Consider the following 24,971-nt stretch of genomic DNA (forward strand, 5'->3'; position numbering starts at 1 on the left):
ACGATATAGTAATTTTTGATTTACATATATCGACAGACATATTCAATTACTCCACTGACTCATGGCTTGCTATGTCACAACACACTCGACCTCTGAATCGACAGGATTATAAAACCCTTACGCTTGCTGCCCTCGGCGGGGCGCTTGAGTTTTATGATTTCATTATCTTCGTCTTCTTTGCCGCGGTTGTTGGCGAACTTTTCTTCCCGGCCGATATCCCTGAATGGCTACGTCAGGTTCAAACCTTCGGCATTTTTGCCGCCGGATACCTGGCGCGTCCATTGGGCGGCATCATTATGGCGCATTTTGGCGACCTGGTCGGACGCAAGAAAATGTTTACCCTGAGCATTTTGCTGATGGCGATACCGACGCTGGCGATTGGCTTGTTGCCTACCTATGCCTCAATGGGGATCCTTGCGCCGTTACTGTTATTACTGATGCGCATTTTGCAGGGCGCAGCCATTGGGGGCGAAGTGCCGGGGGCGTGGGTGTTCGTGGCGGAACACGTACCGGAGCGTCGCATCGGTATCGCCTGCGGCACGCTGACTGCCGGACTTACTGTGGGGATTCTGTTGGGGTCGGTTGTTGCAACGCTGGTGAACACCAGCCTGACGCAGCAAGCGGTGCATGACTACGGCTGGCGTATTCCTTTCCTGCTGGGCGGCGTGTTTGGGCTGGTGGCGATGTATCTGCGCCGCTGGCTGCAGGAAACGCCCATCTTCCTCGAAATGCAGCAGCGTAAGGCGTTGGCGCAAGAGCTACCGGTAAAGTCGGTGGTGAGCAAACATAAAAAAGCGGTGGTCATTTCCATGCTGCTGACCTGGCTGTTATCGGCTGGGATCGTGGTGGTGATCCTGATGTCGCCAGTCTGGCTGCAGAAACAGTATGGCTTTGCGCCAGCATTGACATTACAAGCCAACAGTGTCGCGACCATTATGCTGTGCGTCGGTTGTCTGCTGGCCGGGTTTATTGTCGACCGGGTTGGCGCCAGCAAAACCTTTATTGTCGGTAGCCTGCTGCTGGCCTGTTCGAGCTGGTTTTTCTATCATCTGACCGGTAGCCATCCTCAGCATTTGTTCTTGTTGTATGGGCTGGTGGGCTTGTGCGTTGGCGTGGTGGGGGCTGTGCCTTATGTCATGGTACGAGCGTTTCCAGCGGAAGTCCGCTTTACCGGCATCTCGTTTTCTTACAACGTTTCGTACGCCATTTTTGGTGGTCTGACGCCAATCGCTGTGACGATGTTAATGAGCGTGTCGCCAATGGCTCCAGCCTGGTATGTACTGGCGTTATCGCTGGTGGGGTTAGGGCTGGGGATTTGGCTGCGACAGGATATTTATCATCGCGATACCAGCGTGCAGGGAGAGTTACAGCGCTTGTAAGGAATATCCCCCCGTCCGGGGGGATAGCGTCAGATTAGTGCGCTTCACCAATCGGCAGGATGGTACGGCCAAACTGTTCGTTCAGCACTTCGCCCATCGCCAGGTAAATGGCGCTTGCACCACACACTAAGCCAACCCAGCCGGCAACATGGATGATCGCTTCGTTACCTGCAATGTTGCCCACGGCCAGTAGCGCGAACAGCACCGTCAGGCTCAGGAAGACAAACTGCAGCGCACGCGCAGCTTTCAGCGTGCCGAAGAACATGAACAGTGTGAACACGCCCCACAGACCCAGGTATACGCCCAGGAACTGACCGTTGGTTGCATCCGCCAGGCCCATTTTCGGCATGATCAGGATCGCAACCAGCGTCAGCCAGAACGAGCCGTAGGAGGTAAAGGCGGTTAAACCGAAGGTGTTGCCTTTTTTATATTCCAGCAGCCCGGCAAAAATTTGCGCGATACCGCCGTAGAAAATGCCCATCGCCAGAATAATAACGTCAAAGGCGAAGAAACCCGCGTTATGCAGGTTAAGCAGAATGGTGGTCATGCCAAAGCCCATCAGGCCCAGCGGTGCCGGATTAGCCAACTTAGTGTTGCCCATAATTCCTCAAAATCATCATTGATTGAATGGTGAAATAGTTTCCCCGAATAACGATCACTGTCTTCGGGGCGCGGCATGATAATCAGGGGAGAGCGGACTGTCTATGATCTAACAAAGGGAAAATGAATTATTTTCCCTGTGATGGACATCACGCTTGTGTGTTGTTGATCATTCTGCGCAGACAGGCGATTTGTAGCACCGCCGGAATCGTCACGCGATAGGCGCTGCCGCTCACCGCTTTAACCCCGTTTAAAGCCGCGCCGACCGGGCCGCCAAGCCCAGCGCCGCGTAGCAATCCATGCCCGATGACGCTAACTGCGGCATGGGTACGCAGGATCTGCGTAAGCTGACCGGAGAGCAAATGAGCAACGCCAGTCGCCAGATGGCGATCCTTCATTAATAGCGGCAGTAACTCTTCCAGTTCAGAGACTTTTGCCTCAACGGCCTGCAAAAATTCCTGCTTATGGTCCGCATCCATTTTTTGCCAGGCATTCCGTAGAAAGTGTTCCAGCAAATACTGTTCAATTTCATACGTGGGCATCGCTTTGTCGGCTTTAAGCTTCAGGCGCTTCGAAACATCCAGCAAAATCGCCCGATACAGCTTTCCATGGCCACGAAGTTTATTGGCAATGCTGTCGCCACCATAATGCTGAAGTTCGCCGGCGATCAGTTGCCAGTTGCGGCGGTGCTGTTCCGGGTGTCCTTCCATCGATTTAAATAATTCGTTGTGGCTCAGAACGCTCGACAGACGGGCTTTCCCTTTTTCATTATGCGTTAACAGGCGAGTAATCGTGGCGAGTTGTTCCTCACTGCAATGCTGCAGAAAGTCGAGGTCGTCGTCATGCAAATACGTGACATTCATGTTTTCTATGGCTTCTGAATAAAAGGGCGGAATTAGTCGTCGCCGATGACTTTAAGCGTCGCCATGTCAGAGGAGTTTACCGACTGGCCTGAAAAAGTGATTTTGGATACGCAGCGTTTATTGTCGTTGTCGCTATTAATATTGATCCAATTAGTGGTTTGTCCCTCTTTAATGGATGACGGGACGTTCAGGCTTTGGCTGGAGGTGCGCGCAGCTTTGAAGTAAACGGATGCGCCGTTAAGGTTAATATCGCCTCGATCGGCGGTGAGTTGAATACGCTTCACCACCCGACAAACGGGAATTTTGAGCGTGAGATCGTTAGTTGCGTTGCGGGGCATAGCAATCATCCCCAGAACTTTATGATCGTTAGCGTGAGCGGCGCTGCTCAACACCAGGCCCATAAGCAGGGTGGCGGAAAGGGTTAAAACGGATTTCATGAAATTTCTCTTTGACGGCTGCAAAAGTGCGTGGCTTCGCGCTAGTTTACCGCCGACAGAAAAACGATTCATTCACGTAATCTTTTCTTTTTATTACAATTTTTATGTGAATAACAGCGCTTTATTAATTGGCTTTATGAATTAATTTTGATTGGCGATTATTCATTTTTTGTAGTTTTGTGCCTTTTTTCGGCAAATTTATTGCTTCTGCGCTAAAAAAATTTTTCATGCCCCCCTTGATGAAGTGGGTTACGACCCCACTTAGTAGTCAACCGCAGTGGTGAGTCTGAAAAAAAACGATTCAGGGTAGTTGAAACCGCACGTTTCGCCCTTATTACAGATTCACAACCACATGATGACCGAATTTTTAGTGGAGACGTTTAGATGGGTAAAATTATTGGTATCGACCTGGGTACTACCAACTCTTGTGTAGCGATTATGGATGGCACTACTGCACGTGTGCTGGAGAACGCCGAGGGCGATCGCACCACGCCTTCTATCATTGCTTATACCCAGGATGGTGAAACTCTGGTTGGTCAGCCGGCTAAACGTCAGGCAGTGACAAACCCGCAAAACACCCTGTTTGCGATTAAACGCCTGATTGGTCGCCGCTTCCAGGACGAAGAAGTACAGCGTGATGAAGCCATCATGCCGTACAAAATCATCGGTGCTGACAACGGTGATGCATGGATTGACGTAAAAGGTCAGAAAATGGCACCGCCGCAGATCTCTGCAGAAGTGCTGAAGAAAATGAAGAAAACGGCTGAAGATTACCTGGGTGAACCGGTAACTGAAGCGGTTATCACCGTACCTGCATACTTTAACGATGCTCAGCGTCAGGCAACCAAAGACGCCGGCCGTATCGCAGGTCTGGAAGTAAAACGTATCATCAACGAACCAACCGCAGCTGCACTGGCTTACGGTCTGGATAAAGAAGTTGGCAACCGTACTATCGCGGTTTATGACCTCGGCGGTGGTACTTTCGATATCTCTATTATCGAAATCGACGAAGTTGACGGCGAAAAAACCTTCGAAGTTCTGGCAACCAACGGTGATACCCACTTGGGTGGTGAAGACTTCGACAGCCGCATGATCAACTACCTGGTTGACGAGTTTAAGAAAGATCAGGGTATCGACCTGCGTAATGACCCGCTGGCGATGCAGCGTCTGAAAGAAGCCGCTGAGAAAGCGAAGATCGAGCTGTCTTCCGCTCAGCAGACCGACGTGAACCTGCCGTACATCACTGCAGACGCGACTGGTCCGAAACACATGAACATCAAAGTGACCCGTGCGAAACTGGAAAGCCTGGTTGAAGACCTGGTTAACCGTTCTATCGAGCCGCTGAAAGTTGCTCTGCAGGACGCTGGCCTGTCTGTTTCTGATATCAACGACGTTATTCTCGTTGGTGGTCAGACGCGTATGCCGATGGTGCAGAAGAAAGTTGCTGAATTCTTCGGTAAAGAGCCGCGTAAAGACGTTAACCCGGACGAAGCCGTGGCAATCGGTGCTGCCGTTCAGGGTGGTGTATTGACTGGTGATGTGAAAGACGTACTGCTGCTGGACGTTACCCCGCTGTCTCTGGGTATCGAAACCATGGGCGGCGTGATGACGCCACTGATCGCGAAAAACACCACTATCCCGACCAAGCACAGCCAGGTGTTCTCTACCGCTGAAGACAACCAGTCTGCGGTAACCATCCATGTGCTGCAGGGTGAACGTAAACGTGCTGCCGATAACAAAGATCTGGGTCAGTTTAACCTGGATGGTATCAGCCCGGCTCCGCGCGGTATGCCGCAGATCGAAGTTACCTTTGATATCGATGCCGACGGTATCCTGCACGTTTCCGCGAAAGACAAAAACAGCGGTAAAGAGCAGAAGATCACCATCAAGGCTTCTTCTGGTCTGAACGAAGAAGAAATCCAGAAAATGGTTCGCGAAGCAGAAGCGAACGCAGAATCTGACCGTAAGTTCGAAGAGCTGGTTCAGACTCGTAACCAGGGCGACCATCTGCTGCACAGCACTCGTAAGCAGGTTGAAGAAGCAGGCGACAAGCTGCCGGCTGACGACAAAACTGCCATTGAGTCTGCACTGACCGCGCTGGAAACGTCTCTGAAAGGCGAAGACAAAGCGGATATCGAAGCGAAAATGCAGGCACTGGCTCAGGTTTCCCAGAAACTGATGGAAATCGCTCAGCAGCAGCACGCACAGCAGCAGGCTGGTGCAGCAGGCGCTGATGCTTCTGCAAACAATGCGAAAGATGACGACGTTGTCGACGCTGAGTTTGAAGAAGTGAAAGACAAAAAATAATCGCCCTGATGCAGGGTAGTTAATCGGCACGGGCGTAGAGGTTTCCTCTTCGCCCGTGCTTGTATGTTAAGGGGCTTAAAAAAACCAATGGCAAAGCAAGACTATTACGAGATTTTAGGCGTTTCCAAATCAGCGGAAGAGCGTGAAATCAAAAAGGCCTACAAGCGCCTGGCCATGAAATATCACCCGGATCGCAACCAGGGTGATAAAGAGGCTGAAGCCAAGTTTAAAGAGATCAAAGAAGCGTACGAGATCCTGACCGATGCGCAAAAACGCGCGGCTTACGATCAGTACGGTCATGCCGCGTTTGAGCAAGGCGGCATGGGCGGCGGCGGCGGTTTTGGCGGCGGGGCTGACTTCAGCGATATCTTTGGTGACGTGTTTGGCGATATCTTTGGCGGCGGTCGTGGTCGTCAGCGCGCCTCACGTGGTGCTGATTTACGTTACAACATGGATCTCACTCTGGAAGAAGCCGTGCGTGGCGTCACCAAAGAGATCCGTATTCCGACGCTGGAAGAGTGTGACGTCTGCCATGGCAGCGGCGCGAAGTCAGGTACTCAGCCGCAAACCTGTCCAACCTGTCACGGTTCCGGCCAGGTGCAGATGCGCCAGGGCTTTTTTGCCGTACAGCAGACCTGTCCACATTGTCAGGGTCGCGGTACGCTGATCAAAGATCCGTGCAACAAATGTCACGGTCATGGTCGCGTTGAGAAAAGCAAAACGCTGTCCGTTAAAATCCCGGCAGGCGTTGATACCGGCGACCGTATTCGTTTAGCGGGTGAAGGTGAAGCCGGTGAGCATGGCGCGCCAGCAGGCGATTTATACGTTCAGGTGCAGGTAAAACAGCACCCAATTTTTGAGCGTGAAGGTAATAACCTGTACTGCGAAGTACCGATTAACTTTGCGATGGCAGCGCTGGGCGGCGAGATTGAAGTCCCGACGCTGGACGGTCGCGTGAAGTTGAAGATTCCGGGCGAGACGCAGACCGGCAAACTGTTCCGCATGCGTGGAAAGGGCGTCAAGTCTGTACGCGGTGGCGCTCAGGGCGATCTGCTGTGTCGTGTCGTTGTTGAAACCCCTGTGGGTCTGAACGACAAGCAGAAGCAGTTGCTGAAAGACCTGCAGGACAGTTTTGGCGGCCCGACCGGCGAGCAAAACAGCCCGCGCTCCAAAAGCTTCTTCGACGGCGTGAAGAAGTTCTTTGACGATTTGACCCGCTAATTAAAAATGAAAAACCCGGATTTGATTCCGGGTTTTTAGCACTATCTTATTCATTTCCCATCATTAATCCTTTTCTTATAGATAAATAATCTTTTTTTAAAACTTTATTAATTATTAAAATCTTTTAAGGTTTTCTTAAAACGACATTGCTTCCTATTAAATTGTCTGCCTCTTAACCAATGGTATCATCATGATCTATTTTCAGTTTGATGTTAATTGATATCAATTATGTTACACATTGAATAATAATGATTTGTATTATTGTTTTCTTTGTATTTTACTTTGAAGCCATTGGCAAATGGGAGTTATTGTATGAAAAAAGAGTTTGATTATAATTTGATAAAGGTGCTTGATGCGGTTATTTCTGCCGGAAATGTCACGAAAGCGTCTAAAAGGCTGGCTGTGACACCCGCAGCGGTTTCGATTGCGCTGACGCGACTGCAGGGCTTTTATAATGAAGCCCTGTTTGTCAGAGGGCGCAACGGTTTGACGCCAACTGTGAAGGCGCTTGAAATCCACGAACGTTTTTGTCAAGTTATTGATTTAATAAGGTTGACGTTAGCCCCTGAAAAATATAGCGCTGAACGAAATAAAATAACCATATTAGGTGGTGATATAACCGAGCATTATTATTTGTCCCAGCTATATGATGATAAGCTCTTTGAAAAATTTTCATTTCGTCATTTCTCCAGTCGTAACCGAGACTGGGAAGAGATGAAAAGATTGTTAATTATGGAAGAGTGCAATATTTCGATTAGCCCGGAATTAATCAATGACAGTGACTTTGAATGTATACCGATTGATAATTTTAAACATTTTTGTGTCATCTGCGGTAAAAATAATATGCTAAGTGAGCTGCCGCAACTGTCTCTGCATAACTTCTTTTCAGCCCATCATGCGATTTTTAAAAGTAGTGACTATGCCTCAGTGCTGATACAGGATAATGACTTGTATAGTAATGTTGATTATAGAGAACGCAGAAGGGTTGGTTATAAAAGTGATTCTTTAACCGGTCTTATCAGTATTGTTGAACGAACGCAGTTGGTGGCATTGATGCCGTTAAAGTTAGCCACCTTCTTTAAAAATCAACGAAAATTTAATATCACAATTGTTCAGCCTCCCCGGGAAATGAAAGTTAAACAAATTAATATGTACGCCTGCTGGCATAAAAGGAGTACTAAAATCCAGCATATCGAAGAAATAGTCACCATGCTTCATACCTTATCAACGTTTCGCCATTAATATTGCCTGAGCAAACCTCTTTTCCATTTACGACGTTTTTTGAGTGTTTATGATTTTTCTCTTTTTCTGAATAGCTCTATGTTGGTAAAACCAACTTCATAGAAAAGGAGTTTATTATGTCATTACCGGGTCAGTTAGAAACGCCAAAGGCGATACTGCTGGAGGTTGAAATTCTTGCGACAGTCATTGCCACAGGAGCATGGGGTGGTTTTGTAAGTTTTTTGTTAAAGTCGGAAAAGTTTAAAACGACTGATTTCCACAAGCGTATCATGCAGTGCATTATCCAAATCATCATTTCTTGCTTCACCAGTTTTTTGCTGAGTGCTGTGGCGGTAGAAAAAGGTCTTAGCTTTAACATGATACTTGTGTTTGCCGGTGTCGGCGGGGTTTTTGCCGTCCCGATACTTAAAATACTCGGGACACGAATTAAACGCATTGTGAATGGAAATGATGACCTTACAAGTTAGACGGAACGATTTTTACATCGTTCACAGCTTATCAACCTGATGAACTAAAGAAAATTATCGTGGGGCAGTGTATATTGTCCCACGATATATCTTATGCAACACGCTTGTTTAACCAGCCATAGATAAACTGCTCATTTTGTACTTTCTCCTCGGTGATAGTAAGGTAATAGGCGCCCTGGCTACAATTCAACGCTTTGAGTAAGACTTCTTCACCCTCACTTCCCCGAGCCTGCAGAAATTGTTCCAGCGCTTTTAGCGTCATGGTGCCGATGTGACCATCCACTTTTAAGTCATGATAAAGATGCTGCTCTTTATTAAGAGCGTTGAGCCATCGCTGTAACCAGATGCAGGGAAAATGTGGGCCAATGTTGACAGCGGCGTCACATAATTCAAACGAGATTGGCCATGACAGGTGCGAAATACTTTCGAAACCAGGTTTAATCCAGTACGAATTTTCGAGAATAGCGTAGGCTTCTTCGCGGGTCAGTTCTTTCATCTCGCCCTGGTAGCCATTTTCCCGTGCTACAGCTTCAGTGATCCCCCAATTGGTCTCGCCACCGCGATCGTGGGGATTATTCGTATAGCCGCCTTCTAATGAGAGAATTCCATCGATAATAGGATTCATAATAACCTTCCGTGATAATATTAATCTGAAAAATTTAATGGTGAAATAAAGAGGTGATGATTCGTTTAACCTGAGAAAAAAAGAGGGGCTGGGGCGCGCGTTGTGTTTTGTCATCAGCCGGCTCAATCGAGATCAGATCGTTTACCTGGATACCTTTACGGGGTATCGTAATCAGCAGGTCATTTATCCCGAATGACTTGAGGTCCTTACGGATCAGATAGAGGATTTGCGTGAGATTGGCATCATTGACAAACTGTCCTCGATTCCCCCATAGCGCGTTAGTCAACTCCTGACGCTCAATGACTTCACTTTGCGCATGTTCAATGAGGAAGCACAGGCATCGTGCCCGCATTGCCGTCATTCTGATGACTAATGAATTACTGATATTCCGCAATTCGTATTTGCGTTCATTGAAGATGCAATCATTGTTGATGATATAAGTTTTCATCGTTCCCTCCTTGAGTAAGACTGTTCTGGTTCGCTGAAATATTAATTATGAGAACTTACTTAATCCATATAATAAAAATAACTAGATCTAATTTAAGGCTCATTTTTATGCCTGCATCACACCCTTGTGGCTTTTTTAAATGAAATTTAAAATGGTTTTTAACGGCGTTTAAATACACCTCAAAAGGTATTTAAATGATCAATAAGTAAATAAATTGTTGATCTGTGCTCTCACTTTAATTAATTGTTATCAGTGACGTGTATAAATTAAAAGTCATCGGCTTTAATGATGTTTAATGATTAGCCATTTTACTCCTGCTCAAGGATTATTGACCTCGCAGAACGAACTGCGAATACATTTACATTTAAAAGGAACTATCATGGCTACCAGCAAATTAATTAAAGGCGATACCCTGACTGAAACCAGTAATGCAGCGGATGGTTTTAATCCTGCAACCGAGGTCAGCAAATACAGCTATACCTCAGCCCGTGTAGCAAATCCGGTTTATAACGTATATAAAGCAGATGCGAAAAAACCGAAAGTATTTGGTTATTATACCGACTGGTCTCAATATGATGGCCGCCTGCAGGGCGGGGATAACCCAGCTGACCGTGGTCGTGGTTACGATCTGGCGAATGTTGATCCGTTGGCCTATGACAAAATTATTTTTGGTTTCATTGGCATTGTCGGTGATAAAGGTGAAAAGCAGTACACTATTGAGAATGCTGCTGCTCAAATGGGTAAGAAGACTGGCGAACCGACCTTCCTGGATCCATGGGGTGATTTTCAATCCTATGTTAACTGTAATCAGGAGACCAGCGGCTGGGACGTCGATCCGATGACGGTAACACAGCAGAACACACACGGCTTATTAGGTGGGTTGCGCGATCTGCAAGCGAAAGCAAAACAGTTGGGACATACTCTGGCATTGTCTATGAGTATCGGTGGCTGGACAATGAGTAACGGCTTCCATGAAATGGCAAAAACGGAAGCGGCGCGCAAAACCTTCGCCGCAGGCGTGGTGAAACTGTTCAAACAGTTCCCAATGTTTAGCGAAGTGGATATCGACTGGGAATATCCGAATGCTGCGGGTAACAATAACCCTTACGGCCCGGAAGATGGCGCAAACTATGCGCTGGTTATTAAAGAGCTGAAAACTCAACTTGATGCTGCGGGTCGTAGCGACGTTAAAATTTCAATCGCCAGCTCTGCGGTAGTAGAAACCCTGGGTTACTCCAACGTTAAAGCTTTACTGGATGCGGGTCTGTATGGCATCAACGTGATGACCTATGACTTCTTTGGTACGCCATGGGCAGAAACGCTGACGCATCATACGAACCTTTCACCTCTGTCTGCGGGCGGCTGGAGCATTGAAGCTGTTATCGATTATCTGATTGCGGAAGGTTTCCCATCCGATCGTATTAACATTGGTTATGCAGGTTACACCCGTAATGCGCGTAACGCCGAAATCGAAAGCTTCTCTCCGCTGAAAGGTTCTTACAGCGCAGGTGAAGGCATGACCACTGGCTCCTTTGAGTCAGGCTGCACCGAATGGTACGACACCATTTATAACTACCTGGATCTGGAAAATCAGAAAGGCCGTAACGGCTTCAATGTCTATACCGATAAGGTCGCAAATGCGGATTACCTGTATAACCCACAATCTAAATTGTTCATGTCTCTGGATACGCCACGTAGCGTCAAAGTGAAAGGCGAGTATGCGGCGAAGCTGGGCTTGGGTGGATTGTTTACCTGGACCATCGACCAGGATAACGGCGTACTGCTTAACGCCGCGCGTGAAGGTCTGGGCTATGAAATCACCAAAGAAGTGGTTGATATGGAACCGTTCTACTTTGAAGGGATCAATGTTGAACCTGCCGATGAAGACGAAGATGAAGGTGAAAAAGTTAACCACGCACCGAAAGCAACAATCGAAATGCGTGTTGTTGGCGGCTCCCGGATCCAGCTTTCTGGCGAAGGTTCAAGCGATGAAGACAACGATGCGCTGAGCTTTAGCTGGGGTGTGCCGGCAGCCATTGATGTTGCTGATAAAACAACTGCGGTTATCGAATTTGCGGTGCCGGTTGTTGAAGCATCCACTGAATTCCAGTTCACCTTATTTGTCCGTGATGCGCAGGGAGAACCTTCCACTCAACAGCGTTTTATCCTGACAGTTGTGCCTGCTGCCAGCACCATCGAACCGACGCCATCTGATGACGAAGGTGACGTGACTCCGGATCCGGTACCGGCTGATGATACTGATGAACAGCCAGATGATTCCGCATCAGCTTACCCACAGTGGAATGCGACAACCATCTACGGTGCCAATTGGGGTGAATTCGAAATCGTTAGCTGGAAAGGTCACAACTACCAGGTTAACTGGTGGTGTGAGGGACTGCAGCCAGATCTGAACTGCGGCGCGGGCCAAGCCTGGACCGACCTGGGCGCTTACTAATCCCCAGTCTTTTTCTACCCAATAGTACGTTACTTACCCCGGTGATTGATTCACCGGGGTTTTTTTCGTCTGGTCATTTCCCCCGCAAATCAAAAGATCGTCAAGGATGGCCCTTTATTTAGCGGGCATTTATTGATGCGATATTTCGTAAAAAACGAACTGTTCATCATGAATAATCTAATTTTAACGAGCTTTTTGAGGGTGTAAGATAGTATTTACGAAGTATTCACCCAATAGAGAGAATAAAAGTGAAACATCTGCATCGTTTTTTTAGTAGTGACGCCTCGGGGGGCATCATCCTGATCATCGCAGCCGTCATCGCTATGTTGATGGCAAATATCGGGGTCACCAGTGGATGGTACCATGCCTTTCTGGAAACGCCCGTTCAACTGCGGGTTGGCGCGCTTGAGATCAACAAAAATATGCTGCTGTGGATCAACGACGCGTTGATGGCGGTGTTCTTCTTGTTGATTGGTCTGGAGGTAAAACGCGAGTTAATGCAAGGCTCGCTGGCCAGTCTGCGTCAGGCGGCATTTCCGATCATTGCCGCTATTGGGGGGATGATTGTCCCGGCGCTGCTGTATCTGGCATTCAACTATGCTGACCCTATTACCCGTGAAGGGTGGGCGATCCCGGCTGCAACGGATATCGCTTTTGCATTAGGCGTGCTGGCACTGTTGGGCAGTCGTGTTCCATTGGCGCTGAAAATCTTTCTCATGGCGCTGGCGATTATCGATGATCTTGGCGCTATCGTGATCATCGCGCTGTTCTACACCAGCGATCTCTCGCTGCTGTCGCTGGGCGTTGCCGCGTGTGCCATTCTCGTCCTGGCGGCCTTGAATCTGTGTGGCGTGAGACGTACCGGGATTTATATTCTGGTGGGCGTGGTGCTGTGGACGGCAGTCCTGAAGTCCGGTGTGCATGCGACGCTGGCGGGCGTGATCGTCGGTTTCTTCATTCCGTTAAAGGAAAAACATGGACGTTCACCGGCAAAGCGTCTGGAGCATGTTTTGCATCCGTGGGTGGCATACCTGATCCTGCCGCTGTTTGCCTTCGCTAACGCGGGTGTTTCACTGCAGGGTGTCACCATTGATGGGCTGACCTCCGTATTACCGCTGGGGATTATTGCAGGTCTGTTGATCGGTAAACCGCTGGGTATCAGCCTGTTTTGCTGGCTGGCGTTACGCTTAAAGCTGGCGCAATTACCTGAAGGAACGAATTTCCAGCAGATCATGGCGGTCGGGATTCTGTGCGGTATTGGCTTTACGATGTCGATTTTCATCGCCAGCCTGGCGTTTGGTAATGTCGATCCTGAGCTGATTAACTGGGCGAAACTGGGGATCCTGATTGGCTCCTTGCTGTCGGCGGTAATTGGTTATTGCTGGTTACGCACCCGGTTAAACGCATCCGCCTGACAGGATAACCCTTTCGTGACAATTTTCAGGGAGAGAGTATGTCTCATATAAATTACAACCACCTGTATTACTTTTGGCATGTCTATAAAGAAGGTTCGGTGGTTGGTGCAGCAGAAGCGCTTTATCTGACACCGCAGACCATTACCGGGCAGATCAAAGCGCTTGAAGAACGTTTACAAGGAAAGTTGTTCAAGCGGAAGGGGCGTGGGCTGGAGCCAAGCGAGTTAGGCGAGTTAGTCTTTCGTTATGCGGATAAAATGTTCACGTTAAGCCAGGAAATGCTGGATATCGTGAACTACCGCAAAGAGTCTAACTTGCTGTTTGATGTCGGCGTGGCGGATGCGCTATCCAAACAGCTGGTCAGCCGTGTGTTGAATGCCGCGGTGGTGGAAGATGAACAAATCCATCTGCGCTGTTTTGAATCAACGCACGAGATGCTGCTGGATCAACTCAGTCAGCATAAGCTGGATATGATTATCTCTGACTGTCCGATTGATTCTACGCAACAGGAAGGGTTGTTCTCGGTGCGCATAGGCGAATGCGGCGTAAGTTTTTGGTGCACCCAGCCTTTGCCTGAGAAGCCGTTTCCGGCCTGTCTGGAAGAGCGCCGATTGCTGATCCCTGGACGTCGTTCGATGCTCGGTCGTAAGCTGTTGAACTGGATTAACTCACAAGGCTTGAATGTTGAAATCCTCGGCGAATTTGATGACGCAGCGCTGATGAAAGCTTTTGGTGCAACGCATAACGCTATTTTCGTTGCCCCGACGCTCTATTCGAACAACTTCTATGCCGACGATTCAATTGTGGAGATTGGGCGGGTGGAGAATGTGATGGAGGAGTATCACGCTATATTTGCGGAAAGAATGATCCAGCATCCGGCGGTGCAGCGTATTTGTAATGCGGACTACTCGGCGCTCTTTACGCCAATGAACAAATGACAGCCATAAAAAAACCCGCTTGCGCGGGTTTTTTCACAAAGCGACAACAAGCAGGCGATTAAGCCAGTTTGTTGATCTGTGCAGTCAGGTTTGCTTTATGACGTGCAGCTTTGTTTTTGTGGATCAGACCTTTAGCAGCCTGACGGTCCACGAGTGGTTGCATTTCGTTAAATGCTTTCAGTGCAGTAGCTTTGTCGCCAGCTTCGATAGCTGCGTATACTTTCTTGATGAAAGTACGCATCATAGAGCGACGGCTAGCGTTGTGCTTGCGGGCCTTTTCAGACTGAACGGCGCGCTTCTTAGCTGATTTGATATTAGCCAAGGTCCAACTCCCAAATGTGTTCTATATGGACAATTCAAAGGCCGAGGAATATGCCCTTTTAGCCTTCTTTTGTCAATGGATTTGTGCAAATAAGCGCCGTTTAAATTGCAGCACTCGTTGCGTAGTGATGGCGCAGGATTCTACCAGCTTGCGTGGCGTGAATACAGCTTTTCCACGAGAAAAATTGCATTGGATTGCCCGTTAAGGTCTGCAATTTGTTTCATAACAATGAAAACCATCCTCTTTCTGTTTCGGAGAAACAATCGCCGGTTAACCTTGACCGCGGTACAGGGTATACTTTCACGATTTTCACTGTTTTGAGCCAGACATGAAGCTGATACGAGGCATACATAATCTCAGCCAGGCCCCGCATGGGTGTGTGCTGACTATTGGTAATTTCGACGGCGTGCACCGTGGTCACCGTGCGTTGCTGCAGGGCTTACGGGAAGAAGGGCGCAAACGCAATTTGCCGGTGATGGTGATGATTTTCGAGCCACAGCCATTAGAGCTGTTTGCAACGGACAAATCACCTGCGCGCCTTACTCGCCTGCGAGAAAAACTGCGTTATCTGGCGGAGTGTGGCGTAGATTACGTATTGTGCGTGCGTTTTGACAGGCGCTTCGCGGCATTAACGGCGCAGACTTTTATCAGCGATCTGCTGGTTAAGCGCCTTGGTGTACAATTTCTTGCCGTGGGCGATGATTTCCGCTTTGGCGCTAGCCGTGCGGGCGATTTCTTGTTATTACAGGAAGCGGGCGCTGAGTATGGTTTTGATATCACCAGTACCCAAACCTTCTGTGAAGGCGGTGTTCGTATCAGCAGCACCGCGGTACGTCAGGCGCTGGCTGAAGATAACCTGCAGTTGGCCGAAAGCCTGCTTGGGCACCCTTTTACCATCTCAGGACGGGTGGTGCATGGTGACGAGTTAGGACGCACCATTGGCTTTCCGACGGCAAACTTACCGCTTCGTCGCCAGGTTTCTCCGGTGAAAGGGGTTTATGCGGTTGAAGTTATGGGGCTGGGTGACAAACCTTTTCCCGGTGTTGCCAACATCGGCACCCGCCCGACGGTAGCCGGCGTACGTCAGCAGTTGGAAGTGCATCTACTGGACGTTGTAATGGACCTCTATGGTCGCCATATAGATGTAGTGCTGCGTAAAAAAATTCGCAGCGAGCAGCGATTTGCTTCGCTGGATGAACTAAAAGCGCAGATTGCGCGTGATGAGTTGACTGCCCGCGATTTTTTTGGGCTAACAAAACCGGCTTAATGCCTATACGAGTTTTAAATACGGAACCGAGAATCTGATGAGTGACTATAAATCAACCCTGAATTTGCCGGAAACAGGGTTCCCGATGCGCGGCGATCTCGCCAAGCGTGAACCGGGAATGCTGGCGCGTTGGACTGATGATGACCTGTACGGCATCATTCGTGCGGCCAAAAAAGGCAAAAAAACCTTCATTCTGCATGATGGCCCTCCTTATGCGAATGGCAGCATTCATATTGGTCACTCGGTTAACAAGATTCTGAAAGACATTATCGTGAAGTCCAAAGGACTCACGGGCTATGACTCGCCTTACGTTCCGGGCTGGGACTGCCACGGTCTGCCGATCGAGTTGAAAGTAGAGCAGGAATATGGCAAACCGGGCGAGAAGTTTACCGCCGCTGAGTTCCGCGCTAAATGCCGTGAATACGCTGCTACACAGGTTGACGGTCAGCGTAAAGACTTTATCCGTCTTGGCGTGCTGGGCGACTGGTCGCATCCGTACCTGACCATGGACTTCAAAACCGAAGCCAACATCATTCGCGCGCTGGGTAAAATCATCGGCAACGGTCACCTGCATAAGGGTGCGAAGCCGGTGCACTGGTGCGTTGACTGCCGTTCCGCGCTGGCGGAAGCGGAAGTTGAGTATTATGACAAAACCTCCCCGTCCATCGACGTGGCGTTCCACGCCGCCGATCAGGACGCGGTGAAAGCGAAATTTGCCGTTTCTGACGTTAACGGCCCGATCTCGCTGGTTATCTGGACCACCACCCCGTGGACGTTGCCGGCGAACCGCGCGATCTCCCTGGCGCCTGATTTTGACTATGCGCTGGTGCAGATCGACGGCCAGGCCGTGATTCTGGCGAAAGATCTGGTTGAAAGCGTCATGCAGCGCATTGGTGCGGCTGACTACACCATTCTGGGCACCGTTAAAGGCGCAGAGCTGGAACTGTTGCGCTTTACCCACCCGTTTATGGGTTTTGACGTACCGGCGATTCTGGGCGATCACGTCACGTTGGATGCGGGTACCGGGGCGGTACATACCGCGCCTGGCCACGGCCCGGACGACTATGTCATCGGTCAAAAATACGGTCTGGAAGTGGCGAACCCGGTGGGTCCGGACGGCGCTTATCTGGCGGGCACCTACCCGACCCTGGACGGTGTGAACGTCTTTAAAGCCAACGATATTGTTGTCGCTCTGCTGAGCGAAAAAGGCGCGTTGCTGCACGTCGAGAAGATGCAGCATAGCTATCCGTGCTGCTGGCGCCACAAAACGCCGATCATCTTCCGGGCGACCCCGCAGTGGTTCGTGAGCATGGATCAGAAAGGCCTGCGCGCGCAGTCCCTGAAAGAGATCAAAGGCGTGCAGTGGATCCCTGACTGGGGCCAGGCGCGTATCGAATCCATGGTTGCCAACCGTCCTGACTGGTGTATCTCCCGTCAGCGTACGTGGGGTGTGCCGATGTCTCTGTTCGTTCACAAAGACACCGAAGAGTTGCATCCGCGCGCTATCGAACTGATGGAAGAAGTGGCTAAACGCGTTGAAATTGACGGCATCCAGGCGTGGTGGGATCTCGATCCGAAAGATATCCTCGGCGACGAAGCTGACCAGTATGTCAAAGTCCCGGATACGCTGGACGTTTGGTTTGACTCTGGTTCCACCCACTCATCTGTCGTAGACGTGCGTCCTGAATTTGCCGGTCACGCAGCGGATATGTATCTGGAAGGCTCTGACCAGCACCGTGGCTGGTTCATGTCATCTCTGATGATCTCCACCGCGATGAAAGGCAAAGCGCCGTATCGCCAGGTACTGACTCACGGTTTCACCGTGGATGGTCAGGGCCGTAAGATGTCCAAGTCTATCGGTAACACCGTTTCTCCGCAGGACGTGATGAACAAACTCGGCGCGGATATTTTGCGTCTGTGGGTGGCGTCTACCGACTACACCGGTGAAATGGCGGTTTCTGACGAAATTCTGAAACGTGCTGCCGACAGCTATCGTCGTATCCGTAACACCGCACGCTTCCTGCTGGCGAACCTGAACGGGTTCGATCCGGTAAAAGACATGGTGAAACCGGAAGAGATGGTGGTGCTGGACAGGTGGGCGGTTGGCTGTGCGCAAGCGGCACAGGAAGAGATCCTGAAAGCTTACGAAGCCTATGACTTCCACGAAGTAGTGCAGCGCCTGATGCGTTTCTGCTCCGTCGAAATGGGTTCGTTCTACCTCGACATCATCAAAGACCGCCAGTACACCGCGAAAGCGGAAAGCCGGGCGCGTCGTAGCTGCCAGACTGCGCTGTTCCATATCGCAGAAGCGCTGGTTCGCTGGATGGCGCCGATCATGTCCTTCACCGCGGATGAAATCTGGGGTTACCTGCCGGGCGAACGTGAAAAATACGTCTTTACCGGTGAATGGTACGAAGGCCTGTTTGGCTTAGGTGAAACCGAGGCGATGAACGATACCTTCTGGGACGAGCTGCTGAAAGTACGCGGCGAAGTGAACAAGGTCATCGAGCAGGCGCGTGCGGATAAGAAAGTCGGCGGTTCTCTGGAAGCGGCAGTCACCCTGTACGCTGAACCCGAACTGGCGGCTAAACTGACCGCGCTCGGCGAAGAGTTGCGCTTTGTGCTGCTGACCTCCGGCGCGAGCGTTGCGGACTATGCCGCGGCGCCAGCTGATGCTCAGCAGAGCGAATTGCTCAAAGGTCTGAAAATCGTACTGAGCAAAGCCGAAGGTGAGAAGTGCCCGCGCTGCTGGCATTACACTACCGACGTCGGCCAGGTGGCGGAACATGCAGATATCTGCGGACGCTGTGTCAGCAACATCGCCGGTGATGGCGAACAACGTAAGTTTGCCTGATGAGTAAGCCTATTTGTTCAACAGGGCTACGCTGGCTGTGGCTGGTGGTAGTCGTGCTGATTATCGATTTAGGCAGCAAGTACCTGATCCTCCAGAATTTTGCTCTGGGGGATACGGTATCGCTGTTCCCGTCGCTTAATCTGCACTACGCGCGAAACTATGGCGCGGCGTTTAGCTTCTTAGCCGACAGCGGCGGCTGGCAACGTTGGTTTTTTGCCGGTATCGCTATTGGTATCTGCGTCATCCTGATGGTGATGATGTATCGCTCGAAGGCGACGCAGAAGCTGAACAACATCGCGTATGCGTTAATCATTGGCGGTGCGCTGGGCAATCTGTTCGATCGCCTGTGGCACGGCTTCGTGGTTGATATGATTGACTTTTACGTTGGCGACTGGCATTTCGCGACATTCAATCTGGCTGATACGGCAATCTGTATCGGCGCGGCATTGATTGTTCTCGAAGGCTTCTTACCGTCGAAAGAGAAAAAAGCCGCATAAAAAAATGCCGGATGGCGCTATGCTAATCCGGCTTACAATCTATCGCGAACCTTGTAGGCCCGGTAAGCGTAGCGCCACCGGGCAAACAGGCGGCAGCAATTTTAAAGAGCAACCTGCATGTCTAAATCAGTACAGAGTAACAGTGCGGTGCTGGTGCACTTCACCCTTAAGCTCGACGATGGCTCCACCGCAGAGTCAACCCGCAATAACGGCAAGCCTGCGCTGTTTCGCCTGGGCGATGGTTCTCTGTCTGAAGGACTGGAACAACACCTGCTGGGGCTAAAAGAGGGTGATAAAACCACTTTTTCCCTGGAGCCGGATGCCGCCTTTGGCGTGCCAAGCCCGGACTTGATTCAGTATTTCTCGCGTCGGGAATTTATGGACGCGGGCGAGCCAGAAATTGGCGCTATCATGCTCTTTACCGCAATGGACGGCAGTGAGATGCCTGGCGTGATTCGTGAAATCAACGGTGACTCGATCACGGTTGATTTCAACCATCCGCTGGCCGGGCATACCGTTCATTTTGATATTGAAGTGCTGGAAGTCGAACCAGTACTGGAGGCGTAAAATGCAGATCCTGTTGGCTAACCCGCGCGGTTTTTGCGCTGGCGTAGACCGCGCTATCAGCATTGTAGAAAACGCGCTGGCTATTTATGGCGCGCCGATTTATGTCCGTCATGAGGTGGTGCATAACCGCTATGTGGTGGATAGCCTGCGCGAGCGCGGCGCTATTTTTATTGAGCAAATCAGTGAAGTGCCTGACGGCGCAATCCTGATCTTCTCCGCCCACGGTGTCTCTCAGGCGGTACGTAACGAAGCCAAAGGTCGTGATCTCACGGTTTTCGACGCCACCTGTCCGTTAGTCACCAAAGTGCATATGGAAGTGGCGCGCGCCAGCCGTCGCGGTGAAGAGTCAATTCTGATTGGTCACGCCGGGCACCCGGAAGTCGAAGGCACAATGGGCCAGTACAGTAACCCACAGGGGGGGATGTATCTGGTTGAATCACCGGAAGATGTACTGAAACTGACCGTGAAGAATGAAGGTAAATTGTCCTTCATGACACAGACCACGCTTTCCGTTGACGACACTTCTGACGTCATTGACGCGCTGCGCCAACGCTTCCCGAAAATTGTCGGGCCGCGCAAAGACGATATCTGTTATGCCACCACCAACCGTCAGGAAGCGGTTCGCGCGCTGGCGGAACAGGCTGATGTGGTGCTGGTGGTCGGCTCGAAAAACTCCTCTAACTCTAACCGTCTGGCTGAACTGGCCCAGCGAATGGGGAAAGCGGCGTATTTGATTGACGATGCGACCGACATCCAGGAAACGTGGGTAAAAGACGCTAAGTGCGTAGGCGTGACGGCCGGAGCCTCGGCGCCGGATATCCTGGTGCAAAACGTGATCGCTCGCCTGCAGGAACTTGGCGGTGGAGAGGCTATCCCACTGGAAGGCCGTGAAGAAAATATTGTTTTCGAAGTGCCCAAAGAGCTGCGTGTGGATGTTCGTGAAGTAGAGTAAGTCTTTCACGATACGATTATGAGAAGATGCCAGACTTAACGTCTGGCATTTTTTATGGAGAAACCATGCGCTTACCGATCATTCTTGATACCGATCCCGGCATTGATGATGCCGCCGCTATTGCCGCCGCGCTGTTTGCCCCTGAGCTGGATCTGCAACTCATGACCACGGTAGCAGGCAATGTTTCGGTGGAAAAAACCACCCGCAATGCGTTGCAGTTGCTGCACTTCTGGAATGCGGATATTCCGCTGGCGCAAGGGGCATCAATGCCGCTGGTGCGGCCGCTGCGTGATGCTGCTTCCGTGCACGGCGAGTCCGGTATGGAAGGGTATGAATTTGTCGAACACGACCGACAGGCGATGGCAAAACCCGCCTTCCAGGCTATTCGTGACGCGCTGATGCATGCCCCGCAGCCCGTGACGCTGGTAGCGATTGGTCCGCTGACCAACATTGCGCTGCTGCTGACCCATTATCCTGAATGCATATTCAATATTCACCGTCTGGTGATGATGGGCGGTTCAGCCGGGCGCGGGAACTTTACGCCAAATGCCGAGTTTAATATTGCTATCGATCCTGAGGCCGCCGCGAAAGTTTTTCAGAGTGGGCTGGAGATCGTGATGTGTGGGCTGGATGTCACTAATCAGGCCATGCTGACGCCGGAGTATCTGGCGACGCTTCCCGCGCTCAATAAGACCGGCAGCATGCTGCACGCACTATTTAGCCATTACCGCAGCGGCAGTATGAATACAGGACTGCGGATGCATGATCTGTGCGCGATTGCCTGGCTGGTGCGCCCGGAACTCTTTACCCTGCAGCCGTGCTTCGTGGCGGTGGAAACTCAGGGGGAATATACCTCGGGTACCACGGTGGTGGATATTGAAGGGCGTTTGGGGCATCCGGCAAATGCCCAGGTTGCACTGGATCTTGACGTTGAGGGGTTCCAGCAGTGGGTGGCAGAGGTGCTGGCGCTGGCGCCATAATCAGGTGTTGTGTAGCGGTACCTTTTCGCCGAGATAATCAATCATCGCCCGCATTCTGGCGGGCATATGTTGATTGCGCGTCCATAGTAGCCACAGTTCCCCGCTGTAGTCGCTGATAAATTCCCATTCCGGCAGTACCTGGACAATCTCGCCATTGGAGAGTGCCGCGCGGGCGGTGAACAGCGGCAGGCTGCCGATTCCGAGGTTATTTTTCACCGCATCCAGATGTACGCCGGTATGGTTGGCGGCGTAGCGACCGTGAGTCTGAATGGTCTCCACACGTTCACCGCGGCGAAACTTCCAGCGTGAATCCGCAGGGGTCTCGCCAAGGCTGATACAGCTATGTTCACGCAGTGCCTGCGGGTGCTCTGGCGTACCGTGCTCGCGTAGGTACGCAGCGGTTGCGCATATCACATGGCTGACCGGCATCAGTGGTTTCCCATACAGGCCCGGGGAGGGCGACTGACTGATGCGCAGCGCAAGGTCGACGCCGTCGTCGATTAAATCCATATAACGGTCTTCCAGCCGAAGGCGGACGTCCACCTGTGGGTAGCGCGTAAAGAATTCGGCCATCAGTGGATGAATGACAAATCGCCCCACCGCTTTCGGCACGCTGAGGGTCAGTTGCCCCTGAGCGATGGCTTGTCGACTGCTGCCTGAGTCGACAGCCATTTGCGCCGCATGCAGCATTTCCTGCGCGTGCGCATACACTATTTTGCCCGTTTCGCTAAGCGCCAGCTTGCGCGTCGTACGGTGCAGCAGTTTGCTGCCCAGTGCCTTCTCGAGGCGTGATGCGCTGCGGCTAATAGCGGAAGGCGTAGCACCTGAGACTTTGGCGGCGGCAGAGAAGCTCCCCTGGTCGATAATCAACACAAAGGTGGCAAGGTCAGGAAGAAGGTTAGGGTTCATTTGTGCGTACCAGGCAAAGATGCATTGAACCGGCGCAGGATTATCGCCGTCAGTAAAGTGAATATACTCTTCCTATCAAGAGGAGAGCAATCATGACCGAACGTCTTTATTACACTTGTGATAACACCGAAGGCCAGGCCACGGTGATGAGCTGTACAGCGCGAGCGGAAGGAGGCTATGCGGTGGTGCTGGATGGCACGCTATTTCACCCACAGGGCGGTGGGCAACCCGCGGATGCTGGCTGGATTGATGAGATCCCCGTCGAGACGGTGATCGTGCGTGATGACGATGTGCTGCATATCGTGGAGACACCGATTGCGCCTGGCGTAATCAGCCTGAGAGTTGATGCGACACAGCGTCAGCTGCATGCGCGGCTGCACTCTGCGGGGCACCTTATCGGGTTGGCGGGTACAGAGTACGGATGGCAACCGGTAAAAGCGCACCACTGGCCTGGCGAAGGGCGGATTACGTTTTCCGCAAAAGGCAGCAGTACGCTGCCGGACGGCGCCTCACTGCTGGCGAAAATCAACGCCTGGCAGGCGGAGGATCTTCCTCGCCGGGTGACATTCGACGGCGGTTTGCGCGAAGTCGGGTTCGGTGAGCTGCCCGCTTACCCTTGCGGCGGTACGCATGTTGCGCGTTTATCCGACATTGGGCAGGTGACGATTACTCAGGTGAAGATGAAAAAAGGGCAGATGATCGTCACCTACACGCTCGTGCCATAAAACCGCACTCGCGAAAATATCTACGCAGATTGGCTGGTTTCTGCTCGGTTTTCCATCGTTTTCCCATCACCTTGCGCCATACTGAGTAAGTTTGACTTCTTTCCAGTGCTCCAGCAATGATTCATCCTGCGGGATGAATCATGTCTTTTACTGATATTCCCCTCTGTTTATCATTAAATTCTAATTATCGACGTTTTCGGCTGGCGGCGCAGCGATGCGCTGGTTACTCTGAAAACGATTTACGCAAAATTAACAAAAGAGAATAGCTATGCATGATGCACAAATCCGCGTTGCCATCGCGGGAGCCGGAGGACGCATGGGGCGTCAGTTGATTCAGGCCACACTTGGCATGGATGGCGTACAGCTTGGCGCGGCGCTGGAGCGCGAAGGCTCTTCCTTACTGGGAAGCGATGCCGGAGAGTTAGCGGGAGCCGGGAAAACGGGGGTTACCGTACAAAGCAGCCTTGAGGCGGTGAAAGATGATTTCGATGTTTTCATCGATTTCACGCGACCGGAAGGTACGCTGACGCATCTGGCGTTTTGCCGCCAGCACGGTAAGGGAATGGTGATTGGTACCACCGGGTTCGATGATGCCGGTAAACAGGCTATTCGCGATGCCGCGCAGGAGATTGCTATCGTCTTCGCTGCGAATTTTAGCGTCGGCGTTAACGTCATGCTGAAACTGCTTGAGAAAGCAGCAAAAGTGATGGGGGACTATACCGATATTGAGATTATCGAAGCGCATCACCGCCACAAAGTGGACGCCCCATCGGGGACCGCGCTGGCGATGGGTGAGGCGATCGCCGGGGCGTTGGATAAAGATCTGAAAGACTGCGCTGTCTACTCGCGCGAAGGTTATACCGGCGAGCGTGTGCCGGGCACTATTGGTTTTGCGACCGTACGCGCCGGTGACATTGTCGGCGAACATACCGCGATGTTTGCCGATATTGGCGAGCGTATTGAAATCACCCATAAAGCGTCCAGCCGCATGACTTTTGCCAATGGCGCAGTGCGATCGGCGGTTTGGCTGAAATCTAAGTCAAATGGTCTTTTTGATATGAAAGATGTACTTGATTTACGCAGTTTATAGATTTTATTACCCTTCGTGATGTGGTTATGGTAATCATAATTATTTGATTACATGGGGCAATATTTTATTGCCCTTTAATTTTTTGGCTTTTGGTTTTATTTTTTATCTAAGCTGGTTTTTATATATGTTTTTATGCTTCATTCTGTTATCTGAATGTAAATTTTGACCAAGTGGTCCACTTTTTTCTCTCGCTGCTCCCCTTTTTACACTCTTTATCTACCGCAAGCGTTTTCCACCCTGAGTTAGCTGATCTTTTTGCCTGTTAAATCGAGTGATTTATCCCAGTGGCGTAAAATAATAATAAAAATTGCCCTTTTGGGTAGACTTTTACGTGGGCTATCTCTAGAATGCCGCCGTTTGCCAGAAATCCATAGGTAAGCAAATTTGCATTGATTCATGAGGTGTTAATGA

24 protein-coding genes are annotated in these 24,971 nt (G+C 50.8%); 17 read left to right on the plus strand and 7 right to left on the minus strand.

Annotation, left to right across the window (positions count from 1 at the left end; genetic code table 11):
* Positions 1 to 71: 71 nt before the first annotated feature.
* Entirely contained in the window at positions 72 to 1,379 is a 1,308-nt protein-coding gene (locus FOB24_RS05415) for an MFS transporter (RefSeq protein ID WP_003829746.1), read from the plus strand.
* 34 nt (positions 1,380 to 1,413) lie between these two features.
* On the opposite strand, the gene satP is transcribed toward FOB24_RS05415, so the two are convergent.
* From satP to FOB24_RS05430, 3 genes are all read right to left on the minus strand, one after another.
* Positions 1,414 to 1,980, minus strand: coding sequence for an acetate uptake transporter (gene satP / locus FOB24_RS05420; protein WP_006686623.1), 567 nt, complete (start codon positions 1,978 to 1,980; stop codon positions 1,414 to 1,416).
* A gap of 148 nt (positions 1,981 to 2,128) precedes the next feature.
* Positions 2,129 to 2,842 (minus strand): acidic protein MsyB, encoded by a 714-nt coding sequence (gene msyB / locus FOB24_RS05425; RefSeq protein WP_038637060.1) that lies wholly within the window; start codon positions 2,840 to 2,842, stop codon positions 2,129 to 2,131.
* A gap of 32 nt (positions 2,843 to 2,874) precedes the next feature.
* Positions 2,875 to 3,279, minus strand: coding sequence for a DUF2541 family protein (locus FOB24_RS05430; protein ID WP_137346818.1), 405 nt, complete (start codon positions 3,277 to 3,279; stop codon positions 2,875 to 2,877).
* Positions 3,280 to 3,663: 384 nt separating this feature from the next.
* On the opposite strand from FOB24_RS05430, the gene dnaK reads away from it, so the two are divergent.
* The 4 genes from dnaK to FOB24_RS05450 all read left to right on the plus strand — a co-directional run bounded on the left by dnaK (position 3,664) and on the right by FOB24_RS05450 (position 8,516).
* Positions 3,664 to 5,586 (plus strand): molecular chaperone DnaK, encoded by a 1,923-nt coding sequence (gene dnaK, locus FOB24_RS05435; RefSeq protein ID WP_038637064.1) that lies wholly within the window; start codon positions 3,664 to 3,666, stop codon positions 5,584 to 5,586.
* A gap of 87 nt (positions 5,587 to 5,673) precedes the next feature.
* Positions 5,674 to 6,807: a molecular chaperone DnaJ gene (dnaJ, locus tag FOB24_RS05440; RefSeq protein ID WP_032940353.1), complete on the plus strand. Its 1,134-nt coding sequence runs from the start codon at positions 5,674 to 5,676 to the stop codon at positions 6,805 to 6,807.
* Positions 6,808 to 7,119: 312 nt separating this feature from the next.
* Positions 7,120 to 8,049, plus strand: a complete 930-nt coding sequence (locus FOB24_RS05445) for a LysR family transcriptional regulator (protein WP_150344640.1) — start codon at positions 7,120 to 7,122, stop codon at positions 8,047 to 8,049.
* 116 nt (positions 8,050 to 8,165) lie between these two features.
* Positions 8,166 to 8,516 carry a phage holin family protein gene (locus FOB24_RS05450; protein ID WP_150344641.1) on the plus strand — a complete coding sequence of 117 codons (351 nt, stop codon included), beginning with the start codon at positions 8,166 to 8,168 and terminating at the stop codon, positions 8,514 to 8,516.
* 91 nt (positions 8,517 to 8,607) lie between these two features.
* On the opposite strand, the gene FOB24_RS05455 is transcribed toward FOB24_RS05450, so the two are convergent.
* Together FOB24_RS05455 and FOB24_RS05460 are read right to left on the minus strand one after the other, a co-directional pair.
* Positions 8,608 to 9,141 carry a glycoside hydrolase family 108 protein gene (locus FOB24_RS05455; RefSeq protein ID WP_150344642.1) on the minus strand — a complete coding sequence of 178 codons (534 nt, stop codon included), beginning with the start codon at positions 9,139 to 9,141 and terminating at the stop codon, positions 8,608 to 8,610.
* Between the two features lie 34 nt (positions 9,142 to 9,175).
* Complete coding sequence (locus tag FOB24_RS05460) at positions 9,176 to 9,589, minus strand: winged helix-turn-helix domain-containing protein (RefSeq protein WP_087857638.1); 414 nt, start codon at positions 9,587 to 9,589, stop codon at positions 9,176 to 9,178.
* 379 nt (positions 9,590 to 9,968) lie between these two features.
* Between FOB24_RS05460 and FOB24_RS05465 the strand changes: the two genes are divergently transcribed.
* The 3 genes from FOB24_RS05465 to nhaR all read left to right on the plus strand — a co-directional run bounded on the left by FOB24_RS05465 (position 9,969) and on the right by nhaR (position 14,397).
* A complete protein-coding gene (locus tag FOB24_RS05465) occupies positions 9,969 to 12,044 on the plus strand; it encodes a glycosyl hydrolase family 18 protein (RefSeq protein ID WP_087857639.1) in 2,076 nt (691 codons plus the stop codon).
* A 248-nt stretch (positions 12,045 to 12,292) separates the two neighbouring features.
* A complete protein-coding gene (nhaA, locus tag FOB24_RS05470) occupies positions 12,293 to 13,459 on the plus strand; it encodes a Na+/H+ antiporter NhaA (protein ID WP_038637066.1) in 1,167 nt (388 codons plus the stop codon).
* 38 nt (positions 13,460 to 13,497) lie between these two features.
* Entirely contained in the window at positions 13,498 to 14,397 is a 900-nt protein-coding gene (nhaR, locus tag FOB24_RS05475) for a transcriptional activator NhaR (protein WP_038637068.1), read from the plus strand.
* 58 nt (positions 14,398 to 14,455) lie between these two features.
* Here nhaR and rpsT read toward each other — a convergent pair whose 3' ends face one another.
* Positions 14,456 to 14,719, minus strand: a complete 264-nt coding sequence (gene rpsT, locus FOB24_RS05480; RefSeq protein WP_038637070.1) for a 30S ribosomal protein S20 — start codon at positions 14,717 to 14,719, stop codon at positions 14,456 to 14,458.
* A gap of 105 nt (positions 14,720 to 14,824) precedes the next feature.
* On the opposite strand from rpsT, the gene FOB24_RS24405 reads away from it, so the two are divergent.
* The 7 genes from FOB24_RS24405 to rihC all read left to right on the plus strand — a co-directional run bounded on the left by FOB24_RS24405 (position 14,825) and on the right by rihC (position 21,836).
* On the plus strand, positions 14,825 to 15,040 hold the full coding sequence (locus FOB24_RS24405; protein ID WP_071888087.1) for a DUF2575 family protein: 216 nt from the start codon (positions 14,825 to 14,827) through the stop codon (positions 15,038 to 15,040).
* 7 nt (positions 15,041 to 15,047) lie between these two features.
* Positions 15,048 to 15,986 carry a bifunctional riboflavin kinase/FAD synthetase gene (gene ribF, locus FOB24_RS05490; protein WP_038637072.1) on the plus strand — a complete coding sequence of 313 codons (939 nt, stop codon included), beginning with the start codon at positions 15,048 to 15,050 and terminating at the stop codon, positions 15,984 to 15,986.
* Positions 15,987 to 16,023: 37 nt separating this feature from the next.
* On the plus strand, positions 16,024 to 18,840 hold the full coding sequence (ileS, locus tag FOB24_RS05495) for an isoleucine--tRNA ligase (RefSeq protein WP_150344643.1): 2,817 nt from the start codon (positions 16,024 to 16,026) through the stop codon (positions 18,838 to 18,840).
* Positions 18,840 to 19,337, plus strand: coding sequence for a signal peptidase II (gene lspA / locus FOB24_RS05500; RefSeq protein WP_150344644.1), 498 nt, complete (start codon positions 18,840 to 18,842; stop codon positions 19,335 to 19,337). Before ileS ends, lspA begins: the two co-directional genes overlap by 1 nt.
* A gap of 117 nt (positions 19,338 to 19,454) precedes the next feature.
* On the plus strand, positions 19,455 to 19,904 hold the full coding sequence (fkpB, locus tag FOB24_RS05505; protein WP_038637078.1) for an FKBP-type peptidyl-prolyl cis-trans isomerase: 450 nt from the start codon (positions 19,455 to 19,457) through the stop codon (positions 19,902 to 19,904).
* Between the two features lies 1 nt (position 19,905).
* Positions 19,906 to 20,856 (plus strand): 4-hydroxy-3-methylbut-2-enyl diphosphate reductase, encoded by a 951-nt coding sequence (gene ispH, locus FOB24_RS05510; RefSeq protein ID WP_087857640.1) that lies wholly within the window; start codon positions 19,906 to 19,908, stop codon positions 20,854 to 20,856.
* 65 nt (positions 20,857 to 20,921) lie between these two features.
* A complete protein-coding gene (gene rihC / locus FOB24_RS05515) occupies positions 20,922 to 21,836 on the plus strand; it encodes a ribonucleoside hydrolase RihC (protein ID WP_038637081.1) in 915 nt (304 codons plus the stop codon).
* Here the strand turns inward: rihC and FOB24_RS05520 are convergent, their stop codons facing one another.
* Positions 21,837 to 22,745: a LysR family transcriptional regulator gene (locus FOB24_RS05520; RefSeq protein ID WP_150344645.1), complete on the minus strand. Its 909-nt coding sequence runs from the start codon at positions 22,743 to 22,745 to the stop codon at positions 21,837 to 21,839.
* A 92-nt stretch (positions 22,746 to 22,837) separates the two neighbouring features.
* Here FOB24_RS05520 and FOB24_RS05525 point away from each other — a divergent pair, with 92 nt between their 5' ends.
* On the plus strand, positions 22,838 to 23,470 hold the full coding sequence (locus FOB24_RS05525; protein ID WP_150344646.1) for an alanyl-tRNA editing protein: 633 nt from the start codon (positions 22,838 to 22,840) through the stop codon (positions 23,468 to 23,470).
* A gap of 268 nt (positions 23,471 to 23,738) precedes the next feature.
* Positions 23,739 to 24,560: a 4-hydroxy-tetrahydrodipicolinate reductase gene (gene dapB, locus FOB24_RS05530; RefSeq protein ID WP_038637087.1), complete on the plus strand. Its 822-nt coding sequence runs from the start codon at positions 23,739 to 23,741 to the stop codon at positions 24,558 to 24,560.
* Positions 24,561 to 24,971: the final 411 nt, after the last annotated feature.

Origin of the sequence: Citrobacter werkmanii (assembly GCF_008693645.1) — a bacterium.
Classification (GTDB): Bacteria; Pseudomonadota; Gammaproteobacteria; order Enterobacterales; family Enterobacteriaceae; genus Citrobacter; species Citrobacter werkmanii.